Source organism: Gemmatimonas sp., assembly GCF_046594945.1.
In the GTDB taxonomy this organism is placed as follows: domain Bacteria; phylum Gemmatimonadota; class Gemmatimonadetes; order Gemmatimonadales; family Gemmatimonadaceae; genus Gemmatimonas.
The window spans coordinates 86262-103939 of the sequence record NZ_JBKJRB010000156.1 but is presented as its reverse complement, the minus strand read 5'-3'; the positions used below and the strand labels follow the sequence as shown (position 1 = coordinate 103939).

19 protein-coding genes and 1 pseudogene are annotated in these 17678 nt (G+C 63.1%); 2 read left to right on the top strand and 18 right to left on the bottom strand.

The window, feature by feature from the left end; genetic code table 11:
* The 12 genes and pseudogenes from ACLL97_RS18845 to ACLL97_RS18790 form a co-directional block, all read right to left on the bottom strand.
* The coding region (locus ACLL97_RS18845; protein WP_411282014.1) for a proton-conducting transporter membrane subunit at window positions 1-734 on the bottom strand (734 nt) is incomplete at its 3' end.
* Window positions 731-1024: an NADH-quinone oxidoreductase subunit NuoK gene (gene nuoK, locus ACLL97_RS18840; protein WP_411282013.1), complete on the bottom strand. Its 294-nt coding sequence runs from the start codon at window positions 1022-1024 to the stop codon at window positions 731-733. The genes nuoK and ACLL97_RS18845, both read right to left, overlap by 4 nt.
* A complete protein-coding gene (locus ACLL97_RS18835; protein ID WP_411282012.1) occupies window positions 1021-1527 on the bottom strand; it encodes an NADH-quinone oxidoreductase subunit J in 507 nt (168 codons plus the stop codon). The genes nuoK and ACLL97_RS18835 overlap by 4 nt, the downstream gene beginning before the upstream one ends.
* Window positions 1524-2021: a NuoI/complex I 23 kDa subunit family protein gene (locus ACLL97_RS18830; protein WP_230981130.1), complete on the bottom strand. Its 498-nt coding sequence runs from the start codon at window positions 2019-2021 to the stop codon at window positions 1524-1526. Before ACLL97_RS18830 ends, ACLL97_RS18835 begins: the two co-directional genes overlap by 4 nt.
* Before the next feature lie 299 nt (window positions 2022-2320).
* Window positions 2321-3406, bottom strand: a pseudogene (gene nuoH / locus ACLL97_RS18825) (NADH-quinone oxidoreductase subunit NuoH); the annotation flags it as partial.
* Complete coding sequence (locus tag ACLL97_RS18820; RefSeq protein WP_411282011.1) at window positions 3406-4989, bottom strand: 2Fe-2S iron-sulfur cluster-binding protein; 1584 nt, start codon at window positions 4987-4989, stop codon at window positions 3406-3408. The pseudogene nuoH and the gene ACLL97_RS18820, both read right to left, overlap by 1 nt.
* A 7-nt stretch (window positions 4990-4996) precedes the next feature.
* On the bottom strand, window positions 4997-6325 hold the full coding sequence (gene nuoF, locus ACLL97_RS18815; RefSeq protein WP_411282010.1) for an NADH-quinone oxidoreductase subunit NuoF: 1329 nt from the start codon (window positions 6323-6325) through the stop codon (window positions 4997-4999).
* Entirely contained in the window at window positions 6325-6876 is a 552-nt protein-coding gene (nuoE, locus tag ACLL97_RS18810) for an NADH-quinone oxidoreductase subunit NuoE (protein ID WP_411282009.1), read from the bottom strand. Before nuoE ends, nuoF begins: the two co-directional genes overlap by 1 nt.
* On the bottom strand, window positions 6873-8060 hold the full coding sequence (gene nuoD, locus ACLL97_RS18805; RefSeq protein WP_411282020.1) for an NADH dehydrogenase (quinone) subunit D: 1188 nt from the start codon (window positions 8058-8060) through the stop codon (window positions 6873-6875). Before nuoD ends, nuoE begins: the two co-directional genes overlap by 4 nt.
* 119 nt (window positions 8061-8179) lie before the next feature.
* Window positions 8180-8932, bottom strand: coding sequence for an NADH-quinone oxidoreductase subunit C (locus ACLL97_RS18800; protein WP_411282008.1), 753 nt, complete (start codon window positions 8930-8932; stop codon window positions 8180-8182).
* Window positions 8929-9555, bottom strand: a complete 627-nt coding sequence (locus tag ACLL97_RS18795; protein ID WP_411282007.1) for an NADH-quinone oxidoreductase subunit B — start codon at window positions 9553-9555, stop codon at window positions 8929-8931. The genes ACLL97_RS18800 and ACLL97_RS18795 overlap by 4 nt, the downstream gene beginning before the upstream one ends.
* Window positions 9546-9950 carry an NADH-quinone oxidoreductase subunit A gene (locus ACLL97_RS18790; RefSeq protein ID WP_411282019.1) on the bottom strand — a complete coding sequence of 135 codons (405 nt, stop codon included), beginning with the start codon at window positions 9948-9950 and terminating at the stop codon, window positions 9546-9548. Before ACLL97_RS18790 ends, ACLL97_RS18795 begins: the two co-directional genes overlap by 10 nt.
* A gap of 275 nt (window positions 9951-10225) precedes the next feature.
* On the opposite strand from ACLL97_RS18790, the gene dcd reads away from it, so the two are divergent.
* Complete coding sequence (gene dcd, locus ACLL97_RS18785; protein ID WP_411282006.1) at window positions 10226-10780, top strand: dCTP deaminase; 555 nt, start codon at window positions 10226-10228, stop codon at window positions 10778-10780.
* A 20-nt stretch (window positions 10781-10800) separates the two neighbouring features.
* On the opposite strand, the gene ACLL97_RS18780 is transcribed toward dcd, so the two are convergent.
* On the bottom strand, window positions 10801-11430 hold the full coding sequence (locus tag ACLL97_RS18780) for a twin-arginine translocation signal domain-containing protein (protein ID WP_411282005.1): 630 nt from the start codon (window positions 11428-11430) through the stop codon (window positions 10801-10803).
* A 435-nt stretch (window positions 11431-11865) separates the two neighbouring features.
* On the opposite strand from ACLL97_RS18780, the gene ACLL97_RS18775 reads away from it, so the two are divergent.
* On the top strand, window positions 11866-12153 hold the full coding sequence (locus ACLL97_RS18775) for a hypothetical protein (RefSeq protein WP_411282004.1): 288 nt from the start codon (window positions 11866-11868) through the stop codon (window positions 12151-12153).
* 27 nt (window positions 12154-12180) lie between these two features.
* Here ACLL97_RS18775 and ACLL97_RS18770 read toward each other — a convergent pair whose 3' ends face one another.
* The 5 genes from ACLL97_RS18770 to ACLL97_RS18750 are packed head-to-tail and all read right to left on the bottom strand — an operon-like array spanning window position 12181 to window position 17654.
* A complete protein-coding gene (locus ACLL97_RS18770; protein ID WP_411282003.1) occupies window positions 12181-13038 on the bottom strand; it encodes an HpcH/HpaI aldolase/citrate lyase family protein in 858 nt (285 codons plus the stop codon).
* Window positions 13035-14408, bottom strand: coding sequence for an MmgE/PrpD family protein (locus ACLL97_RS18765; RefSeq protein WP_411282002.1), 1374 nt, complete (start codon window positions 14406-14408; stop codon window positions 13035-13037). Before ACLL97_RS18765 ends, ACLL97_RS18770 begins: the two co-directional genes overlap by 4 nt.
* A 27-nt stretch (window positions 14409-14435) precedes the next feature.
* The gene (locus ACLL97_RS18760) at window positions 14436-15593 is read right to left on the bottom strand and encodes an acyl-CoA dehydrogenase family protein (protein WP_411282001.1); all 1158 of its coding nucleotides are present in this window, start codon (window positions 15591-15593) and stop codon (window positions 14436-14438) included.
* Window positions 15594-15606: 13 nt separating this feature from the next.
* On the bottom strand, window positions 15607-16470 hold the full coding sequence (locus tag ACLL97_RS18755) for a MaoC family dehydratase N-terminal domain-containing protein (RefSeq protein WP_411282000.1): 864 nt from the start codon (window positions 16468-16470) through the stop codon (window positions 15607-15609).
* Entirely contained in the window at window positions 16470-17654 is a 1185-nt protein-coding gene (locus ACLL97_RS18750; protein ID WP_411281999.1) for a CaiB/BaiF CoA transferase family protein, read from the bottom strand. The genes ACLL97_RS18755 and ACLL97_RS18750 overlap by 1 nt, the downstream gene beginning before the upstream one ends.
* Window positions 17655-17678: the final 24 nt, after the last annotated feature.

Here is a 17678-nt window from a genome sequence, read left to right as displayed (position 1 = left end):
AGCTGCGCGCTCTTGCCGGCGCAGCCGATGAACAGGAAGAGCGCAATCGCCAGTACAACGGGGGCGCCGGCCATGCCGCTCAGCGCCGCATGCGCGCCGATGAAGTCGAGCTTCTGCGTCGTAACCCAGATCAGGAACATGGCGACCAGGAAACCGAAATCGCCGACGCGGTTCACCACGAACGCCTTCTTACCCGCCTCGGCATTGGCTTTCTCGCTGAACCAGAAACCGATCAACAGATACGACGCGAGCCCAACGCCTTCCCAGCCCACGAAGAGCACCGGGTAGCTCGCGCCCAGCACCAGTACGAGCATGAATGCGACGAAGAGATTGAGGTACGCGAAATAACGCGCGTAGCTCGCATCGTCGCGCATGTATCCGACCGAGAAGAGATGAATAAGCGACCCGACGCCAGTGATCACCAGGACCATCAGGATCGAGAGCTGGTCGAGTTGCAGGCTCCAATCGATTACCAGATTGCCGACCGGCATCCACTGTCCATAGCGTACGATGTGCAACGCCTGTGCCGGCACGCGCTGCATATCGAAGAAGAGTGTCAGCGCCACGCCGAAGGCCGCCAGAATGACTCCAGGGCCGATCACGGTGACCAGCGGATGACGGGCGGTCGTCGCACGATCGCCCTCCGCCCGTCGCCCGAAGAGCGCGATCGAGCCGTTGGCGAGAAAGCCGAGTATCGGCAGCAGGATGAGCACGCCAAGCATGGTGGGGATCATCCGCGAAGTGTCCGGAGCGAGGACAGATCCACCGTGCCGAAATGCCGGAACACCGAGATCAAGATCGCGAGACCGACGGCTGCTTCCGCAGCGGCGACACTCATCACCATAATCACGAACACGTGGCCCGTCACGTTGTGCATCTTGGCCAGCGCCACAAAACTGAGGTTCACGGCGTTCAGCATCAGCTCCGCGCACATGAACAGGATGATCGCGTTGCGACGGGTCAGCACGCCGACCACGCCGATCACGAACAGAATCGCCGAGACGATCAGCGCTTCGGAGATCATAGTCTCACCCGCTTCTTGGCGAGAAGGACGGCGCCGATGACCGCCACCAGCAGCACGAGACTGGTCAATTCGAAAGCCACGAGGTAATCGGTGAACAGCGAAGCGGCGATGCCTTCGACGACGTTGTCGATGGCCGGAGCCAGCGCGACGCGCGGAATCTTGTCACGCTGCACAACCAGCAAATTGGCCAGCAGCGCCAGTCCGACCACACCAGCTCCGAGGCGCGAACCCAACGACCGAATATCGGACACACCGCTGCGTCCGAGGTTGAGCAACATGACGACGAACACGAACACGACCATAATCGCGCCGGCGTACACGAGTACCTGAATTACGCCGACGAATGGCGCGTCGAGCATCACGTACAGTCCGGCCAGCGCAAACATCACGTTCACCAGCCACAACGCGGCGGGCACCGGATTCTTGCGCGTGACAAACAGCAACGCCGAGGCGATGGCGAGCAGCGAAAACAGGTAGAACTGGAATTCGTAGAAGGCGTTCATTCACCCTTCGGGTCAGCGGGATCCCAGAGCTCGCTCACCGGATGTGTCTGCGCCATCAGGCGCTCGAGGTCGTACACGAATGACGCGCGGTCGAATTCCGCGTTCTCGTAGTGTCGTCCGAGATGGATCGCCTCCTCCGGGCACACTTCCTGGCAGAAGCCGCAGAAGATGCAGCGGAACTCATCGATCTCGAACACGAGCGGATAGCGGTTGCCCTGTTCGTCCTCGCCGGGCGTCAGCTTGATGCAATTGGCCGGGCACACCGTTGGGCACAGACCACAGGCCACGCACTTTGCCTTACCGTCTTCCGTCGTGAGCATGCGATGCGTGCCGCGCCAGCGCGGCGACAGATCCCATTTCGTTTCCGGATACTGCATCGTGACCTTATGGGGGTCCACCAGGTGCTTGAGCGTCGTGGCCATCCCCTTCAACGTCGCCCGCACGTAACTCACGCGTTCGAGCGGCCGATTCATGACCTTCACACCGATGGCCATCAGACGCCTCCTTCAGCAATCAACGTGGTCGTGACGGGCAGCGCCGTCATCGCCGGAGCCGGCAGCGTCTCGCTCAATGACGGGCGCTGCGTGGCCAACTGACGACGCGACAAGTCCAGCCCCCGCGCACGCAGGCGCTCGAGATCGGTCGGCCCGACCCGCGCACTCGACGGACTGATCAACTTGCCCTTATCCAACCAAGCGAGCAGGACGGCGATGATCACGATGTTCATGCCGAGCAACGAGAGCGAGAAGAGTGGCCCGCGGACGACCCCCAGCATATCGAGCCCCAGGGTGGCGGCGGCGATGACGACAATGTAGCCCAGTGCAATCGGCAACATAACGCTCCACCCGAGCGACATGAGTTGGTCGTACCGGAAGCGCGGCACGGTCCACCGCACCCACATGAACACGAACAGGAAGAAGCCGGTCTTGAGGGCGAACATGGCCATCGTGGCCAGCGTCTTGAGCACGCTGTACGCGCCGACATTGTCCCACTGCGTAAACGGAATGTCCCAGCCGCCGAAAAAGAGCGTCGCGGTGAGGCCGCTCACGGTCGCCATGTTCGCGTACTCGGCGATGAAGAACAGGGAGAACTTCATGCCGCTGTACTCGGTATGATATCCGGCCACCAACTCCGATTCGGCTTCCGGCAAGTCGAAAGGCAGCCGGTTCGTTTCGGCGAACGCAGCCACCAAGAACGTGAACCACGCGACGGTGAGCGATAGCACGTTCCACCCCATGTGCGACTGCTGCTGCACGATGGTGGTCAGCGAGACATTGCCCGCGAGCAGGATCACCGGAATCGTCGACATCCCCATCGCGATTTCGTACGAGATCATCTGCGCGCTCGAGCGGAGGCCGCCCAGCAAGGCATATTTGTTGTTCGACGACCAGCCAGCGAGCACGATGCCGTACACGCCAAGCGATGAAATGGCGAGCGTGAAGAGGAATCCCACCGGCAGCGGTGCCACCGCCATATCGATGAGGCCCCACGGCGTCGGCAAGGACGAGGCGATCGGCAGCACGGCCCACGTGAGCATGGCCGGAATGAAGGCCAGCGCTGGCGCGATGAGAAAGAGCCAGCGATCTGCATCAGCTGGATTCGTTTCTTCCTTCATGAAGTTCTTGATGCCGTCGGCGACCGGCTGCAGAATGCCACCGGGTCCGGCGCGATTCGGCCCCCGCCGATCCTGAATCCAGGCGGCAAGCTTCCGTTCGGCGAGCGTCAGGAACGCCACGCCGAGCATGTAGAGGCCGAAGACCACGATGATCTTGATTGCGCTGGCCAGCACAAACGTGCCAATCGCCGTCGGCTGTTGCTGCGGGTCGGCCGCTGGAAACCAGCTGATGACATCGAGCAGGGGACGGAACGGAAGACGCATCACGCCGTCACCTCGGCGGACGCGTCGGGAGTGCCTGTTTCAATGATCGGCAGTCCGCGCAGGCCCAGCGCGTCGTAGTCCAAGCCGGCAAACGCGTCATGTGTGGAGGCCAAGGCGGCAAAGACGTCGGACGGCATATAGAAACGGCCTTCCCCGCCGACCGCGGCGAGCAGGTCGGCGAGTACGTACCACGTCGGACGCGCGACGCCGGGCGCCGCCTTGGCCTGCAGGTAACGCTGCACGCGCCCACGCAGATTCGTCAGCGTACCTTCTTCCTCCAGAATGTTCGTTATCGGCAAGACGACCGCCGCGCGCGCGTCGAGCGTCGCCGGCAAGGCCGTACCAACGAATACAATCGACGAGGCGCGATCGAGATCGGCCGCGCCCACGCCGTCGAGTTGATCGCCGACGATCAGCAACGCATCGCCTTCGCGGAGCATGGCGCTGATGGATTCCGTTTCCGTGAACCCGAACAGGCGCGCTCCCGTGGCGTTCGCCACCCGCTCGACCCGGAGCGCTAGATCCGGCGCGCCGGGCAGCGGTACCTCGTCCCCGCGTTCAAGTCGGAATACACCAGTCCCTCCCGCGGCGGCGATCGTGCGTTCCAACAGGAACAGCGCTTCGTTCGACAAATTCGCCGAGGCCAACACCACCAGACGCTGTCCGGTGAGTGACCGCGCCGCGCTCGTGACCGCGTCATCCCATTCGGCGATCGCGAGCGTGTTCCCCTGACGCACGAGCGGCTGATCGGCACGATCGCGACGATTGAATTCGCGATAGCCCTGACGGCCGACCTCGCACAGGTAGTACTGATTGACCTGCTCGTTGGCGCGAGGCTTGAGTCGCACGACGACGTTGTCGCGCGTTTCCGCCACGGCGTTGCAGCCTTGGCTGCATCCAGTGCAGATGATCGGCGCGCGATCAAGCTCCCAGGCGCGCGCCCGATTGAGGAAGTCCTTCGAGAGAAGCGCACCGACCGGGCAGAGATCGACGACGTTGCCCGCCCACGGATTCGTGAGGTCGTGCCCGTCGGCTTTCCCGATGAACGCGCGATCACCACGCTCCGACACGTTCAACACGGGATCGTGCGCGACATCCGACATGAAGCGGACGCAACGCGTGCACAGGATGCAGCGGTTCGGCACGTACAGCACGTCACCGCCGAAGTCTTCGACCGGATTGAAGCGTTTCGGCTCGCGGTAGCGAGAGTCGGCGCGACCTTCGGCGAAGGTGTAGTCCTGCAACTCGCACTCGCCAGCCTGATCACAGATCGGGCAGTCGAGCGGATGATTGATCAGCAGAAACTCGAGCACGCCCTTGCGAGCATCGAGCGCCTTCGGGGAGTGCACGTGCACAACTTGCCCTTCCCCCACCGAGGTGGCGCACGCCGGCGCCAATTTCGGGAACTTCTCGACTTCGACGAGGCACATACGACAGACGCCCGCCACCGGCAATCCCGGGTGGTAGCAATAGTGTGGAATGAGCACGCCGGCGGTCTTGGCCGCTTCCAGAATCGACATCCCATCCGGTACCGTAACCGGACGCCCCTCGATCGTGAGCGACACCATCTTCAGATCAGCCATCAGTTCCTCACGCCGCGGAGGCGCGGAACGCCCCCGGTACGGTGACCATCGACTTATTCGCGGCGATCTTCGCCTCGAATTCATGTCGGAACTTCTTGAGGCCGGACATCACGGGCGTCGCGCAGGAATCGCTCAGCACGCAGATCGTCTTGCCGCTCATGCCATCCGAAATGGCAACGAGCGTATCGAGATCCTCGGCCCTGCCCTGCCCGTCGCGGATGCGCTCCATAATGCGCGTGATCCACGCCGTGCCCTCACGGCATTGTGTGCACTGGGCACAGCTCTCATGGGCGTAGAAGCGCGTGAGGCGTGCGATCTGTCGCACCATGTCCTGCCGATCATCGAACACGATGACGCCGCCGGATCCAAGCATGGTGCCCGACGCGACGAAGCCTTCGTAGTCCATGATGGCTCCTTCGGCCTCCTCCCGTGTGAGGATCGGCACCGACGAGCCACCGGGGATCACGGCCTTGATCGCGCGACCTTCGAGCGGCCCCCCGCACAGGTCATAGAGAAAATCCTTGAACGGAAATCCAAGCGCGACTTCGTAGTTGCCCGGACGGCTGATGTTGCCACACACCGAGAAGAGTTTGGTACCGATGCTCTTCGGATTGTCGGGGCGACCGTACTGCTTGTACCACTCGGCGCCGTGCTTGATGATGTACGGCACGGTGGCCAACGTCTCGACGTTGTTGATCGTGGTCGGCTTGCCGAAGAGGCCAGCCACGGCCGGGAACGGCGGCTTGATACGCGGATTGCCGCGCCGTCCTTCCAGCGAATTCATCAGCGCCGTTTCTTCGCCGCAGATGTACGCGCCGGCGCCGCGATGGACGTGCACATCAACGTGCTTACCGGAACCCATGGCGTTCGGACCGAGCATGCCGGCGGCATAGGCCTCGTCGACGGCCGTGCACATGCGCGCATAGGGTTCGGTGAACTCACCGCGGATGTAGATGTAGGCCGTCTGCGCGTAGATCGCGTGCGCGGCCAGCGCGACGCCTTCCACCAGGCCGTGCGGCGTCCAGCGCATGATTTCACGATCTTTGAACGTGCCGGGCTCCGACTCGTCCGCATTACAGCAGAGGTAGTGCGTCTTACCGTCGGGCTTCATGAACGACCATTTCATGCCCGTCGGAAAGCCGGCCCCCCCACGGCCGCGCAGGCCGGAATCCTTCACGACCGTCTGCAACTCCTGCGGATCGGCGTTCAGCGCTTTCTCGAGCGCCTCATAGCCACCGCGCGCACGCCACCCGGCGAGGGTGCGCGCCTCAGGATCGCCGAAATACTTCGACAGGATCGGCGTCTCACGTGGATGCGACGGATGCGGATACCCCATTACTGCAGCTCCGACAGAATCCGTGACACCGACTCCGGCGTCACCGACTCCACAAAATCGTTGTTGATCATGATCGGCGTGGCAAAACCGCAGGCGCCGAGGCACTCGACCTCGATCACCGTGAAACGGCCATCGGCGCTCGTGAGACCAAGATCACCGCACCCGGTATGCTCGAGTAGCGACCTCACCACATCCTCGGCACCGCACACGTTGCACGGCGTGGTGGTGCAGACTTGAATAAAGTGACGACCCACCGGATGCTGGTGGTACATCGTGTAGAAACTGACCACGCCCTTCACGTACGCGGGGCTGATGTCGAGCGCCGCGGCAACTTCTTCAATGCCGCCTCCGCTCACCCAGCCACGTGAGTCCTGCAGCATCCACAAGGCCGGCAACAGCGCCGCCTGCTTCGTGGGATAGCGCGACAGAATGCGATCGAGTTCGACGCGGGTGGCGCCGACGAACACGGGGACGTGGGGTTCGTCGTGATGCGTGCCGTGCGACGGGGCTGCAACGAGTGCGCCACCGCTGGCGGAGGGGCCATGACTCACCGGTCGATCTCTCCCATCACGATGTCGATGCTGGCGTTGATCGCAATCACGTCCGACAGCAAGTGTCCTTCCACCATCTTCGGGATCGCCGAAAGATTCACGAACGACGGCGGACGGATACGCCAGCGCACCGGCTTCGATGTGCCGTCGCTGACCATGTAGTAGCCCTTCTCACCCTTCGGACTCTCCACCGGCACGTAGCATTCCCCAGCCGGCGGACGCGGACCTTCCATCACGAGCTTGAAGTGGTGGATCATCGACTCCATCTCGCTCGTCGCTTTGTGCTTCGGCGGCAGAATGAGACGCGGATCGTCGATGTTCACGGGGCCGTCTGGCAAGCGCTGCAACGCCTGCTCAAGAATGCGCACGCTCTGACGCATCTCTTCGACGCGCACCAGGAAGCGATCGTACACGTCGCCCGCCGTTCCAACCACGACGTCGAAGTCGTACGTCTCGTAGTCGAGATACGGAAAGTCCTTCCGAACATCGTACGCCACGCCAGACGCGCGCAGCATGGGGCCGGAGAGTCCCGCGTTCACCGCTTCCTGCGCACTCATCGCACCAAGACCAACGGTGCGACCGGCCCAGATCGCGTTGGTCTCGAGCATGCGCACCGACTCCTCCAGCGTCTTGGGGAATCCACGGAGAAACGCGCGGAGTCCGTCGAGCCAGCCGTCGGGAATATCGGCCGCCATCCCACCAACGCGCGTGGCGGTGGTCGTGAGGCGCGCCCCCACCCAGCCTTCGAGCAGGTTGTAGACATTCTCCCGTTCCTGATACAGCCACAGAAACGGGGTGAACGCGCCCAGGTCGACGGACGTGGTGCCCAGCCACACCAGGTGCGAGATGATGCGCGACAACTCCATGAGTATCACGCGTAGCACCTTGCAGCGGTCGGTCATTCCGACGCCGAAGAGGCGTTCAGCGCCGAGTACGAAGGCAACGTTGTTGCCCGGCGAATTGAGATAGTCCTCGCGATCGGTCCACGGGATAATCTGATTGTACTGACGGTACTCGCCGATCTTCTCAAAGCCGCAATGCAGATAGCCGATGTGCGGAATACAGCGCACCACCGTTTCGCCGTCCAGCTCGAGCACCAGTCGCAGTACGCCATGCGTCGCGGGGTGTTGCGGCCCGATGTTGATGAGCATGTGATCGGAGCCCATTTCGGGCTCCGGCACCATGACCGCTGTGTCGAGCGCGACCGCTTGTCCACCCTGCGCCACCAGCGGGGCGCGCACCGGCATGCCCTGCGCATCGAGCCCGCTGGTACCGAGTGCGACTTCGATCGTGCGACGCGAGCTCATTCGCCCACCGCGTCGTCGACGTCGTGCCGTTCGGCGCGTTCGGCAAGCCGCTTCTTCATGTCTTCAGGCAACGAATCGAAGGCATCGGCGATGGACAGTTCTTCCATGGAGTACCGCGCTTCGGGATCGGCCGCCAACGCCTGCTTGAGCTGCTCCGCGCGACTGAACCGGCCACGCAACGGAAAGTCCTTCCGGAGCGGATAGCCCTCTTTGTATGTCTCCCAGAGCAGCAGGCGGCGCAGATCGGGATGCCCTTCGAAGCGGATGCCGAACATGTCGTAGCACTCACGCTCGAGCCAATCAGCACCGCTGTAGATGTCCATTATCGACGCGACGGACAAGACCGCGCGCTTCGGGAGTTCGACCTTGAGTCGCAGGAAGCGGCGATGGGCGAGGGCGCGCAAATGCCACACGACTTCGATCGGACGATCAGCGTCGCGATACTCGACCGCCGTCACGTCGACCAGATAGTCGTAGCGCTCGCTCGGCTCGTCGTGCAGCCAGCGCACGATGTCGTGCAGCGCCGCGTTGGTGACGAACAGCGTGGTCTCACCCCACGTGACATCGGTGCGGACGATGGCCGTGCCGAATCGCGCGACCAGTGCGGCGGCCGACGGATTCACGGGGCCACCGCGATGCGCGATGTTGGTGGGCGTGATCGGCGAGCCGTTCGCGTCGGAAGCAATGGCCGCCTGCAGCGCTGGAGGCGCCGCGACGCTCTCGACTGCGGGCACGATGGGCGCGGTCATGGTGCCGACCGGGTCTGATGCACCGAGTTGCCGAACGGCTCCGAGAGTTCGTCGATGCGTGACGGCGGAATGTAGAGTTGACTCTCGGTATCGGGCACGATCTCCACGTGTCGCGTGGAGTCCTTCATCCGATCCTGCATCACTTTCTTCTGCAGCATCATGATGCCGTAGATGAGCGCTTCCGGACGCGGCGGACATCCCGGCACGTACACATCGACCGGAATGATCGTATCGATGCCCTGCACCACGGCATAGTTGTCGAACATGCCACCGGTAGACGCGCAGGCACCCATCGAGATCACCCATTTCGGCTGCGGCATCTGCTGATAAATGCGCCGAATGACCGGGGCGAGCTTGAGCGGCACGCGTCCGGCGCACAACAGCACGTCGGCCTGTCGCGGTGAGTAGCTGAGACGTTCCATGCCGAAGCGCGCGAGGTCAAAGCGGCTCGCGGCGGTCGCCATGAACTCGATGGCGCAGCAGGCCGTACCGAACGGCATCGGCCAGAGCGAGCCGGCACGCGCCCAATTCACGAGGAAATCGAGGCGCGTCGTGACCCAACCATCCTGCGCGCCGGGATCGACCTGTACGAGGCGGCTCTCCGCGGGGGCAATCAATCCCACGTCAACGCTCCCTTCTTCCAGACGTAGACAAAGCCGACGACGAGAATGGCCGCGAATACGAGCATCTCACCAAGGCCGAAGAACGACAACTGTCCCACGGGACAGGCGCCGCCGACCATCGGGACCGCACACGACAGCTGCCGATAGTACACGCCCCATGGGATCATGAACACCGTTTCGATGTCAAACACGATGAAGAGCATGGCGACGAGATAGAACTTCACCGAAAAGCGGTCGCGCGCGTCGCCGAGGGGGCTCATGCCCGACTCGTACGGCTGCGACTTCACGGCCGTGGGTTGTGGTCGCACCGTGAGATGCGCGATGCCGAGAATCAGCACCGCGTTGATCATCACAAAGCCCAACAGGAGCAAAACCGGCAGATAGGTTCGTAGCATCACAAGCACTAGCGGATGGTCGCACAGAGGCGCGTCCTGCCCTCGTGAAAGAATTCACAAGGCAACAGGCGGAAGGTACTAGAAGGACCGCCTGCACTCAACGGCAAGTCACGTAGATCTGTGGCGCCAAGTAACCGGTGAAGCGGCTTTGGCCTGTGACGCGACTCGTCCGTATGTTCTGCCGGAGTTTCGACTATGTTTCCCGCCGATCGTGCGCCACGGAGCGGACCAGAGGGTCCGAGTCCGGCACGGGTCACCCTCGTCCCTCCCGCCTCATGGGGCTCTGCTCTGACCGCTGGATCACGCGCATGGCGCGTGACCATGGCATGATCGAACCATTCGAGGACCGTCAGGTTCGCGAAGGCGTCATCTCCTACGGCGTCAGCTCCTACGGGTACGACATGCGCGTCGCCCGGGAGTTCAAGATCTTCACGAACGTGCTCAGCTCGATCGTCGATCCGAAGGACTTCGATCCGAAGAGCTTTGTCGAGTTCGAAGGTGATGTCTGCATCGTGCCGCCGAATTCCTTCGCCCTGGCCTGCAGCGTCGAGTACTTCCGGATTCCGCGCAATGTGCTCACGCTCACGGTGGGCAAAAGCACCTACGCCCGGTGCGGCATCATCACCAACGTCACGCCCTTTGAGCCCGAATGGGAGGGCTACGTGACGCTTGAGATCTCGAATACGACGCCATTGCCGGCCAAGATCTACGCCAACGAAGGCATCGCGCAGGTCGTTTTCTTTACCGGGGACGAACCGCCCGAAGTGTCGTATGGCGAGAAGAAGGGCAAGTACCAGGGGCAACACGGCGTCACGCTGCCGCGCATCTAAACATCTCGGACGGCGGCTGCTTAGCCGCCGCCGTAGATATACCGGCAACCGCGGTCTTGGGCTTGCTGCAACGTCACGATCATGGCGGGGACGACATCCACGCCGGGCAGCAGATTCGCCCGGACCTCGTCGGAAAACGCCGTGCGTAACGTTGCATCGCCGCGCTGCGACTGGGGCAGGAAGCGCTGCCCAGACGCGCGGATGGAATTATTGCACGCCAGAATGATCACGCCGCGCGCAATCAGCTGGGCCACGAGCGCGGTATTGGCATTGCTCGTGCCCGGCATCTGCACTGTTTTGCCGATCGGATACTTCCGCCAGATCGCGTCGTTGAACAGCAGGCCGATCGCACGACCATTCAACCCAACGACGACGGAACTGTCCGCATCGGTCTGGCCGTAGGCGCTCTTTTGCGTGTCGAGAAAGGTCTGCGCCCAGCGCAACACGATGCCGTCGCTCGCCAGGTGCGAGTGAAAGACGACGCGGTTCTTCCCCTTGAGCCTCGACAGCCAAGGATCGTCGGCGGCGGTGAGGGCGGTGGGCTCAGTCGCCTCCGTCGCCTGAACGAGCCTCGGCGAGGCCAAGCCCACTGCAGCGCCCAATGCGGAAAGGCGGGCGAGGAAGCGACGACGAGTCGGATACGAGGACATGGCGAAGTGGTCAGGTGGGGGCGTCGTTGGATTACCGACGGTGCCGTCGGAAGCGCCCGCCGTTACCGGCCGGCCAAACCCAACGCGCGTTCGATACGATGAACTCTACACTCATGCGCCGGAAGGGGGCATTGGGACGTGAACCATGGTCGGCCGTCGGGGCTTCACCCCTCACCTCCAGCGGCAGCTCCATCTAACGAATCGCTTGGTTGATTCGACACCATTCCTTGATCGCCAGAGCTGCGCGTTCACCTGCCGGCTCGCCCTGAGTGTCACCGCCCCCTTTCCGATTCCTGTTGGTCGCCCCGCAGGTCTTGCTACCGCACTGCTTTCAGCGCGTTTCTCTCACGATGCATGTACACGCGGCATCACCACCGAGCGCGAGGCCGCGAATGTCAGTTCACCGTACATGCATGATGCCATGGTTCAGAGGTCATGACCACGTTCAAGCTGGCCTATGGCACAACCCATCTGGCCAGCCTCATCAAGGAGGCAATTGCCGAGACGGCGACCGCGCACCGCACGGGTGGTGACCTCGGGGTACGTGGTGCGCTCCCCGACAGTTTTTTCGCTCCGCTCAGTGAAGCTGACGCTGGGGATTGGGGCTTGTCGTGCGCGTGCGGTTGGACACACACGTCGATTTCTGGTGGCACGCCGAGCGCAAGCGGTTGTCGACGGCGGCTCGACGCGCGATCGGTGACCACGGCAGCACGGTGCATGTGAGCGCCGCCACCGTTGGGGAGTTGTCGATCAAGGCACACGCGACGGGGTGGGGAGATGCGCGTGTGGAGTCAGCACGTGCCCCTGCCCTGCGCGGGCCAGTACCGCCTGCGCTCGCAAGATTACCGGGCGGTCGACCATCGTGCCATCCAGCGCGACCGCCGCGCCGCCTGACGCACTCGCGATCTGCAACACGCGACGCGCGTGTGCCACGGCCGCGTCGCCAGGGTGCATCGCCGCATGCACCAGCGCCACCTGTCGAGGATGGATGCACAGCTTGGCGCCGAAGCCCTGACGGACGGCGCGTTGTACGTCGTTGGTCAGTTGGGCATCGTCGTGGTAGGCCATCGTCACGCCATCGACCGGCGGTGCCAATCCCGCCAGTCGCGATGCCAGCACCAGCTGCGCGCGGTACGGCGCGAGTTCGCTTTCAACGACATCGGCGTCAATGCCAAGATCGAGTTGGATGTCGAGACTGCCAAACACCAGACGCACGACACCGCGTGCGCTGCCAATAGCCGCCGAGTTTACGAGGCCCTTCGCGGTTTCGATCAAGGGCCACACGCCGACGTCCGGGAGGCCTTGCACATCAGCGGGCTGCTCGCACTTTGGCAGCACCACGCCCTGCACCTCGACGTCGCGCAGCGCCGCCACGTCCCCATCAAACCACGGCGTGCTGCGCGCATTCACCCGCACCAGGCGGATAGGGCCGGGATGGCCCGCCATACGGCGCAGCCACGCCTGCACCGCGTCACGCGCCGACGCCTTGTTGGACGCACTCACCGCGTCTTCCAGATCCAGCACCACGGCATCGGCGCCGCTGCTGACGGCTTTGTCGAAGCGCTCGGGCCGGTCGCCAGGAACGAACAGCAACGTCCGAACACTCATGGCAACAGGCGCTCCATACGCGTGCACTCGGCAAGCGTCCAACAGCGCGCGATGATCGCGGTCATCTCGGCGTCGCTGGCACCGCCGGCATACGCCGCCAGCCGACGCGCCTTGTCCTCGATCTCCGAACGACTGAGCGTATTGCCGGGATCGCCTTTCGGCTCGTCTACGCGACCGTGCAACACGCGACCGTCTGTAGTCTGCACGGTGACCTTGCCAATCCAGCGTTGGGGATAGGCGCCATCGACCTCGGCGTCGAGAACCATGTGCACCTTGTCGCGCAGTACCATCACGCGTTCATCGAGATAGTGTGCATCAAACTCCACCGGACCCGCGCGGTCGAATAGGGCGATTATTCCCAGCACGGAACCCATCGAAAACTTGCTGTGATGCACCGTGCGTGGATTGGTCACCTGTCCCAGCACGTCAATCGCGCCCTGATGAACATGCGCGGTCACCACGGCCAATTGGTCTGCGTGCAGCGCGTGCTCACGCATGACCTGCTGCAGCGCGTCGGCCGCCGGATGCGTATGCCGACACGATGCATGCCACTTGAACGACGTTTCCGTCAACGCCCACCGTTGTCCCAACGCATCGGTCAATCGACGCGGATCGGCATCGGTAGACATGCCTGCCGCCATGCCCTGCGGTCCTTCGAGAATATGTCGCGCGCCAGTAAACCCGTCGGCCGCGAGATATGCGGCCATCAGTCCATCGGCGGCAGCCTTCGCCGTGTGCAACTGTTTGCTGTCCGCCGCGTCGCGCAGGAATTCCCACAAGCCGGCGGCTTGCGTACCGGCCGATCCAAACGCGTGCAGCATGTGATTCGCATCGAGTCTGAGCAATTGCCCCACGGCAGCGGCCGCAGCCACTGTCCCTGCGGTACCGGTGGTGTGGAACACCTTGTAGTGAGAGCGACCAAGGAATTCGCCAACACGAATGCCCACTTCGTATCCTGCGACGATAGCCGTGAGCATATCGCGACCCGAGGCGCCGATAGACTGCGCCACCGCTAACGCCGGTGGAATCACGACCGCTCCAGGATGGAACACCGCGCCATTGTGCACATCGTCCTGCTCGGCCACATGCGACGCGGCCGCATTCACCATCGCCGCAAACAAGGGCGTCGTGCGGGCACGAGAAATCAGGACTTCCGATCCGCGCTCCCCGGCTTCACGCACCGGACCCATCGCCGACGCGAACCGGGCAATGCTCTCAACGGCGCGCGCGTTGCGCCCGGCCAGAGTCGATCCGACCCAGTCGAGAACCAGATCTTCCGCGCGGCGCAGCACCGCGTCGGGGATGTGCTCGAAGCGCAGGTCTGCAGCAAAGCGCGCCAGCACCACGCTGGCCGACTCAGGCTCGTTCATGATCGCTCCGGCATGCGCATCGCGCGCTTAATACGAACGTGGCAGGCCCAGCACATGTTCTGCGACATAGCTCAGGATCAAGTTGGTAGAAATCGGCGCCACCTGGTACAAGCGCGTCTCGCGAAACTTACGCTCAATATCGTACTCGCTGGCGAACCCAAAGCCGCCATGGAACTGCAGGCAGGCGTTGGCCGCCTCCCAACTGGCTTTTGCCGCCAGATACTTGGCCATGTTCGCCTGCGCACCACACGGCAGGTGCGCGTCGTACAGGCGACACGCTTCCCAGCGCATCAGGCTCGCCGCCTCGACCTCGATGTGCGCTTCGGCGATCGGAAACTGCACGCCCTGGTTCTGGCCGATCGGGCGACCAAATACGACGCGGTCTTTCGCATACTTCGTGATGCGATCGATGAACCAATGCCCATCGCCAATGCATTCCGCGGCGATCAGCGTCCGTTCAGCGTTCAGTCCGTCGAGGATGTACTTGAAGCCATCCCCTTCCTGGCCAATCATGTTCTCCGCTGGAATCTCCAGATTGTCGAAAAACAGCTCAGCGGTTTCGTGGTTGACCATGTTGCGGATCGGCCGCACGGTCATGCCGTGGTCGATCGACGCTTTCAAGTCCACCAGGAACACCGACATGCCCTTGCTCTTCTTCGCGACGTCCGCCAAAGGCGTCGTGCGGGCGAGCAGGATCATGAAATCGGAATGCGGCACACGCGAGATCCAGACCTTCTGTCCGTTAACGATGTACCGGTCGCCGCGCCGGACCGCCGTGGTCTGGATGCCGGTCGTATCGGATCCCGTGGTCGGCTCGGTCACCGCCATCGATTGCAGGCGCCACTCGCCGGAGGCAATGCGCGGCAAGAACTGCTGCTTCTGCGCTGCGCTGCCGTGACGCAGCAGCGTGCCCATGTTGTACATCTGACCATGACACGCGCCCGAGTTGCCGCCAGCGCGATTGATCTCTTCCATGATCACCGACGCTTCGGCCAGACCAAGGCCCGAACCGCCGTATTCCTGCGGAATGAGCGCGGCCAGCCATCCCGCTTTGGTCAACGCCTCGACAAAGGCCTGGGGGTAGGCACGCTCTTCGTCGACCTTGCGATGATATTCGTCGGGAAATTCAGCACAGAGCGCGCGCACGGCGTCGCGAATATCCTGGTAGTCGTTGGGGGGTGTCATGAAATGTTCTCGTTCACTCGATGGTGGCTGACGCCTGCATGGCAAGCTGACGCTGATCGTCAAGGGCCCAGAGACGGTAGCTCGTTGCGCTGTCGGCGTGTCCGTGGATGCTGAACGGCGCGGTATCGAACAGGGGCCGATGGGCCTTGAAGTTGAAGGTTTGCACCAGTGCCTCAGGTTTCTCGCGACGCAGCAGGTCCAACAACAACGTGGCAATTAGCGGACCGTGCACAACGAGGCCGGAATAGCCTTCAACGTCGGTGACATAGCGACGGTCGTAGTGGATGCGGTGACTGTTGAAGGTCAGTGCCGAATAACGGAACAACAGGACGGGGTCGGGAGTGATCACGCGGCTGAAGGCTGATGGCGGCGCGGCTTGGGGCGCGGTCGGCGTGGCGTTGGCCCGGTCCGGCGTTGGCGCATCGCGATACACGATATCCTGGGCTTCACTGATCGCCAGACCGCGCGGGGTGTGGAGGTCATGCTGCACGGTGATAAATACGAGCCGACCTGACGCACCGGATTTTTCCTGGACGTCGGCAACGCGCGACACGCGCCGCACCGCTTCACCAACGCGGGGCAGATGCGCGAACGTGAGCCGACTGCCCGCCCACATGCGTCGGGTCGGTCCCACCGGCGGCATGAACCCGCCGGGCGTTGGGTGACCATCGAGGCCGACGTCGCGCATGGGGGTGCGCGACAGGAAGAACAGCCAGTGCCAGAGTGGCGGCAGGGCGTCTCCATCGCGCGGCGCGAGGTCATCGCGATCGAGCGTGGCCGACAAGGCCGCGATTGGCGCGGTGGTGATCGTGTCTTCCGCTACCTGCTCGCGACCGATCCAGTCGCGCAGGTTGACGTCCCCGGCGTTCTGCGGCATCACACCACCCCTGCCGCACGCAGTTCGGCGATGCGCGCACGGTCGCAGCCGAGTTCGGCCAACAGCGCATCGGTGTGTTCACCCAATGAAGGCACCGGGTCCATTCGCGCCTCGTAGCAATTGTTGGGTGCTGGAGGTCGGAGCGCCGGTATCGGCCCGGCTGGCGTTACCACTGTGGTCCAGCACGCGCGCGCCAACAATTGTGGGTGCTGCCATAAATCGGCAGGACTGTTGATGCGGGCGGTGGCGATCTCCGCTTCCTGTAGTCGTGCCTCAGCTTCATGTACCGTGAGAGTAGCAAAGCATGCGGTGATCTTGTCGTCGAGCAGCTTACGGTTCTGAGTGCGCACCGTGTTATTGCAGAAGCGCGAATCGGCGGCGAGCTGCGGGTCGCCCAGCACGTCGGTGCAGAAGCGATGCCATTCGCGCTCGTTCTGAATGCCCAGCAACAGCAGCCGACCGTCACCGGCCAGCATCGGACCGTACGGTGCAATGCTGGGATGCGACGCGCCGCTTCGCGGGGCAGACGCCTGCCCGTCGTGCGTGTAGTACATCGGATTGCCCATCCACTCGGCCAGCGTTTCCATCATTGAGACGTCAATGTGTGAACCCTGCCCCGTGCGACCGCGCAACAGGAGAGCGTTCAGTACGCCGGCATACGCGTACATGCCCGCGCTGACATCAGCCGCCGAGAAGCCAGCGCGCGCCATCATTTCGCCGTCGCCCGTTGCGGCCACCAGTCCGGCTTCGGCCTGCACCAGCAAGTCGTAGGCTTTCCGGTTGCGGTAGGGGCCCACGTTTCCGTAACCAGAGATATCACAGACGATCAGACTGGGATGCTGCTCGGTCAATTGGTTGAAGGAAAGGCCTAACCTCGCGGCCGCTCCCGGTGCCAGATTCTGCACGAGCACGTCGGCGCGTTCCAGCAGCGCGTTCACCAGCGGCCGCGCGTCGGCGTGCTTCACATCCAAGGTCAGGCTTTCCTTGGAGCGGTTCGCCCACACGAAGTAGGACGATTGCCCCAGCACACGCGTATCGTACGTACGAGCAAAATCGCCGACCACCGGTCGCTCGATCTTGATCACACGGGCACCCTGATCGGCCAGGTGACGTGTGCAAATCGGCGCGGAGACTGCATGTTCCAGCGCCAGCACGGTGATACCATCCAGGGGACGTACAGACATGATGGGGAGCTTAGGAGCCGAAAC

Bases quoted from the DNA above. Each gene is read 5' to 3' on its own strand.
- ACLL97_RS18760 (WP_411282001.1), bottom strand. From the start codon at position 15,593: ATGACACCCCCCAACGACTACCAGGATATTCGCGACGCCGTGCGCGCG.
- ACLL97_RS18780 (WP_411282005.1), bottom strand. From the start codon at position 11,430: ATGTCCTCGTATCCGACTCGTCGTCGCTTCCTCGCCCGCCTTTCCGCA.
- nuoD (WP_411282020.1), bottom strand. From the start codon at position 8,060: ATGGTGCCGGAGCCCGAAATGGGCTCCGATCACATGCTCATCAACATC.
- ACLL97_RS18800 (WP_411282008.1), bottom strand. From the start codon at position 8,932: ATGACCGCGCCCATCGTGCCCGCAGTCGAGAGCGTCGCGGCGCCTCCA.
- ACLL97_RS18750 (WP_411281999.1), bottom strand. From the start codon at position 17,654: ATGTCTGTACGTCCCCTGGATGGTATCACCGTGCTGGCGCTGGAACAT.
- dcd (WP_411282006.1), top strand. From the start codon at position 10,226: ATGGGGCTCTGCTCTGACCGCTGGATCACGCGCATGGCGCGTGACCAT.
- nuoF (WP_411282010.1), bottom strand. From the start codon at position 6,325: ATGGGGTATCCGCATCCGTCGCATCCACGTGAGACGCCGATCCTGTCG.
- ACLL97_RS18765 (WP_411282002.1), bottom strand. From the start codon at position 14,408: ATGAACGAGCCTGAGTCGGCCAGCGTGGTGCTGGCGCGCTTTGCTGCA.
- ACLL97_RS18835 (WP_411282012.1), bottom strand. From the start codon at position 1,527: ATGAACGCCTTCTACGAATTCCAGTTCTACCTGTTTTCGCTGCTCGCC.
- ACLL97_RS18755 (WP_411282000.1), bottom strand. From the start codon at position 16,470: ATGCCGCAGAACGCCGGGGACGTCAACCTGCGCGACTGGATCGGTCGC.
- nuoK (WP_411282013.1), bottom strand. From the start codon at position 1,024: ATGATCTCCGAAGCGCTGATCGTCTCGGCGATTCTGTTCGTGATCGGC.
- ACLL97_RS18820 (WP_411282011.1), bottom strand. From the start codon at position 4,989: ATGGCTGATCTGAAGATGGTGTCGCTCACGATCGAGGGGCGTCCGGTT.
- ACLL97_RS18770 (WP_411282003.1), bottom strand. From the start codon at position 13,038: ATGAGTGTTCGGACGTTGCTGTTCGTTCCTGGCGACCGGCCCGAGCGC.
- ACLL97_RS18790 (WP_411282019.1), bottom strand. From the start codon at position 9,950: ATGCTACGAACCTATCTGCCGGTTTTGCTCCTGTTGGGCTTTGTGATG.
- ACLL97_RS18830 (WP_230981130.1), bottom strand. From the start codon at position 2,021: ATGGCCATCGGTGTGAAGGTCATGAATCGGCCGCTCGAACGCGTGAGT.
- ACLL97_RS18775 (WP_411282004.1), top strand. From the start codon at position 11,866: ATGACCACGTTCAAGCTGGCCTATGGCACAACCCATCTGGCCAGCCTC.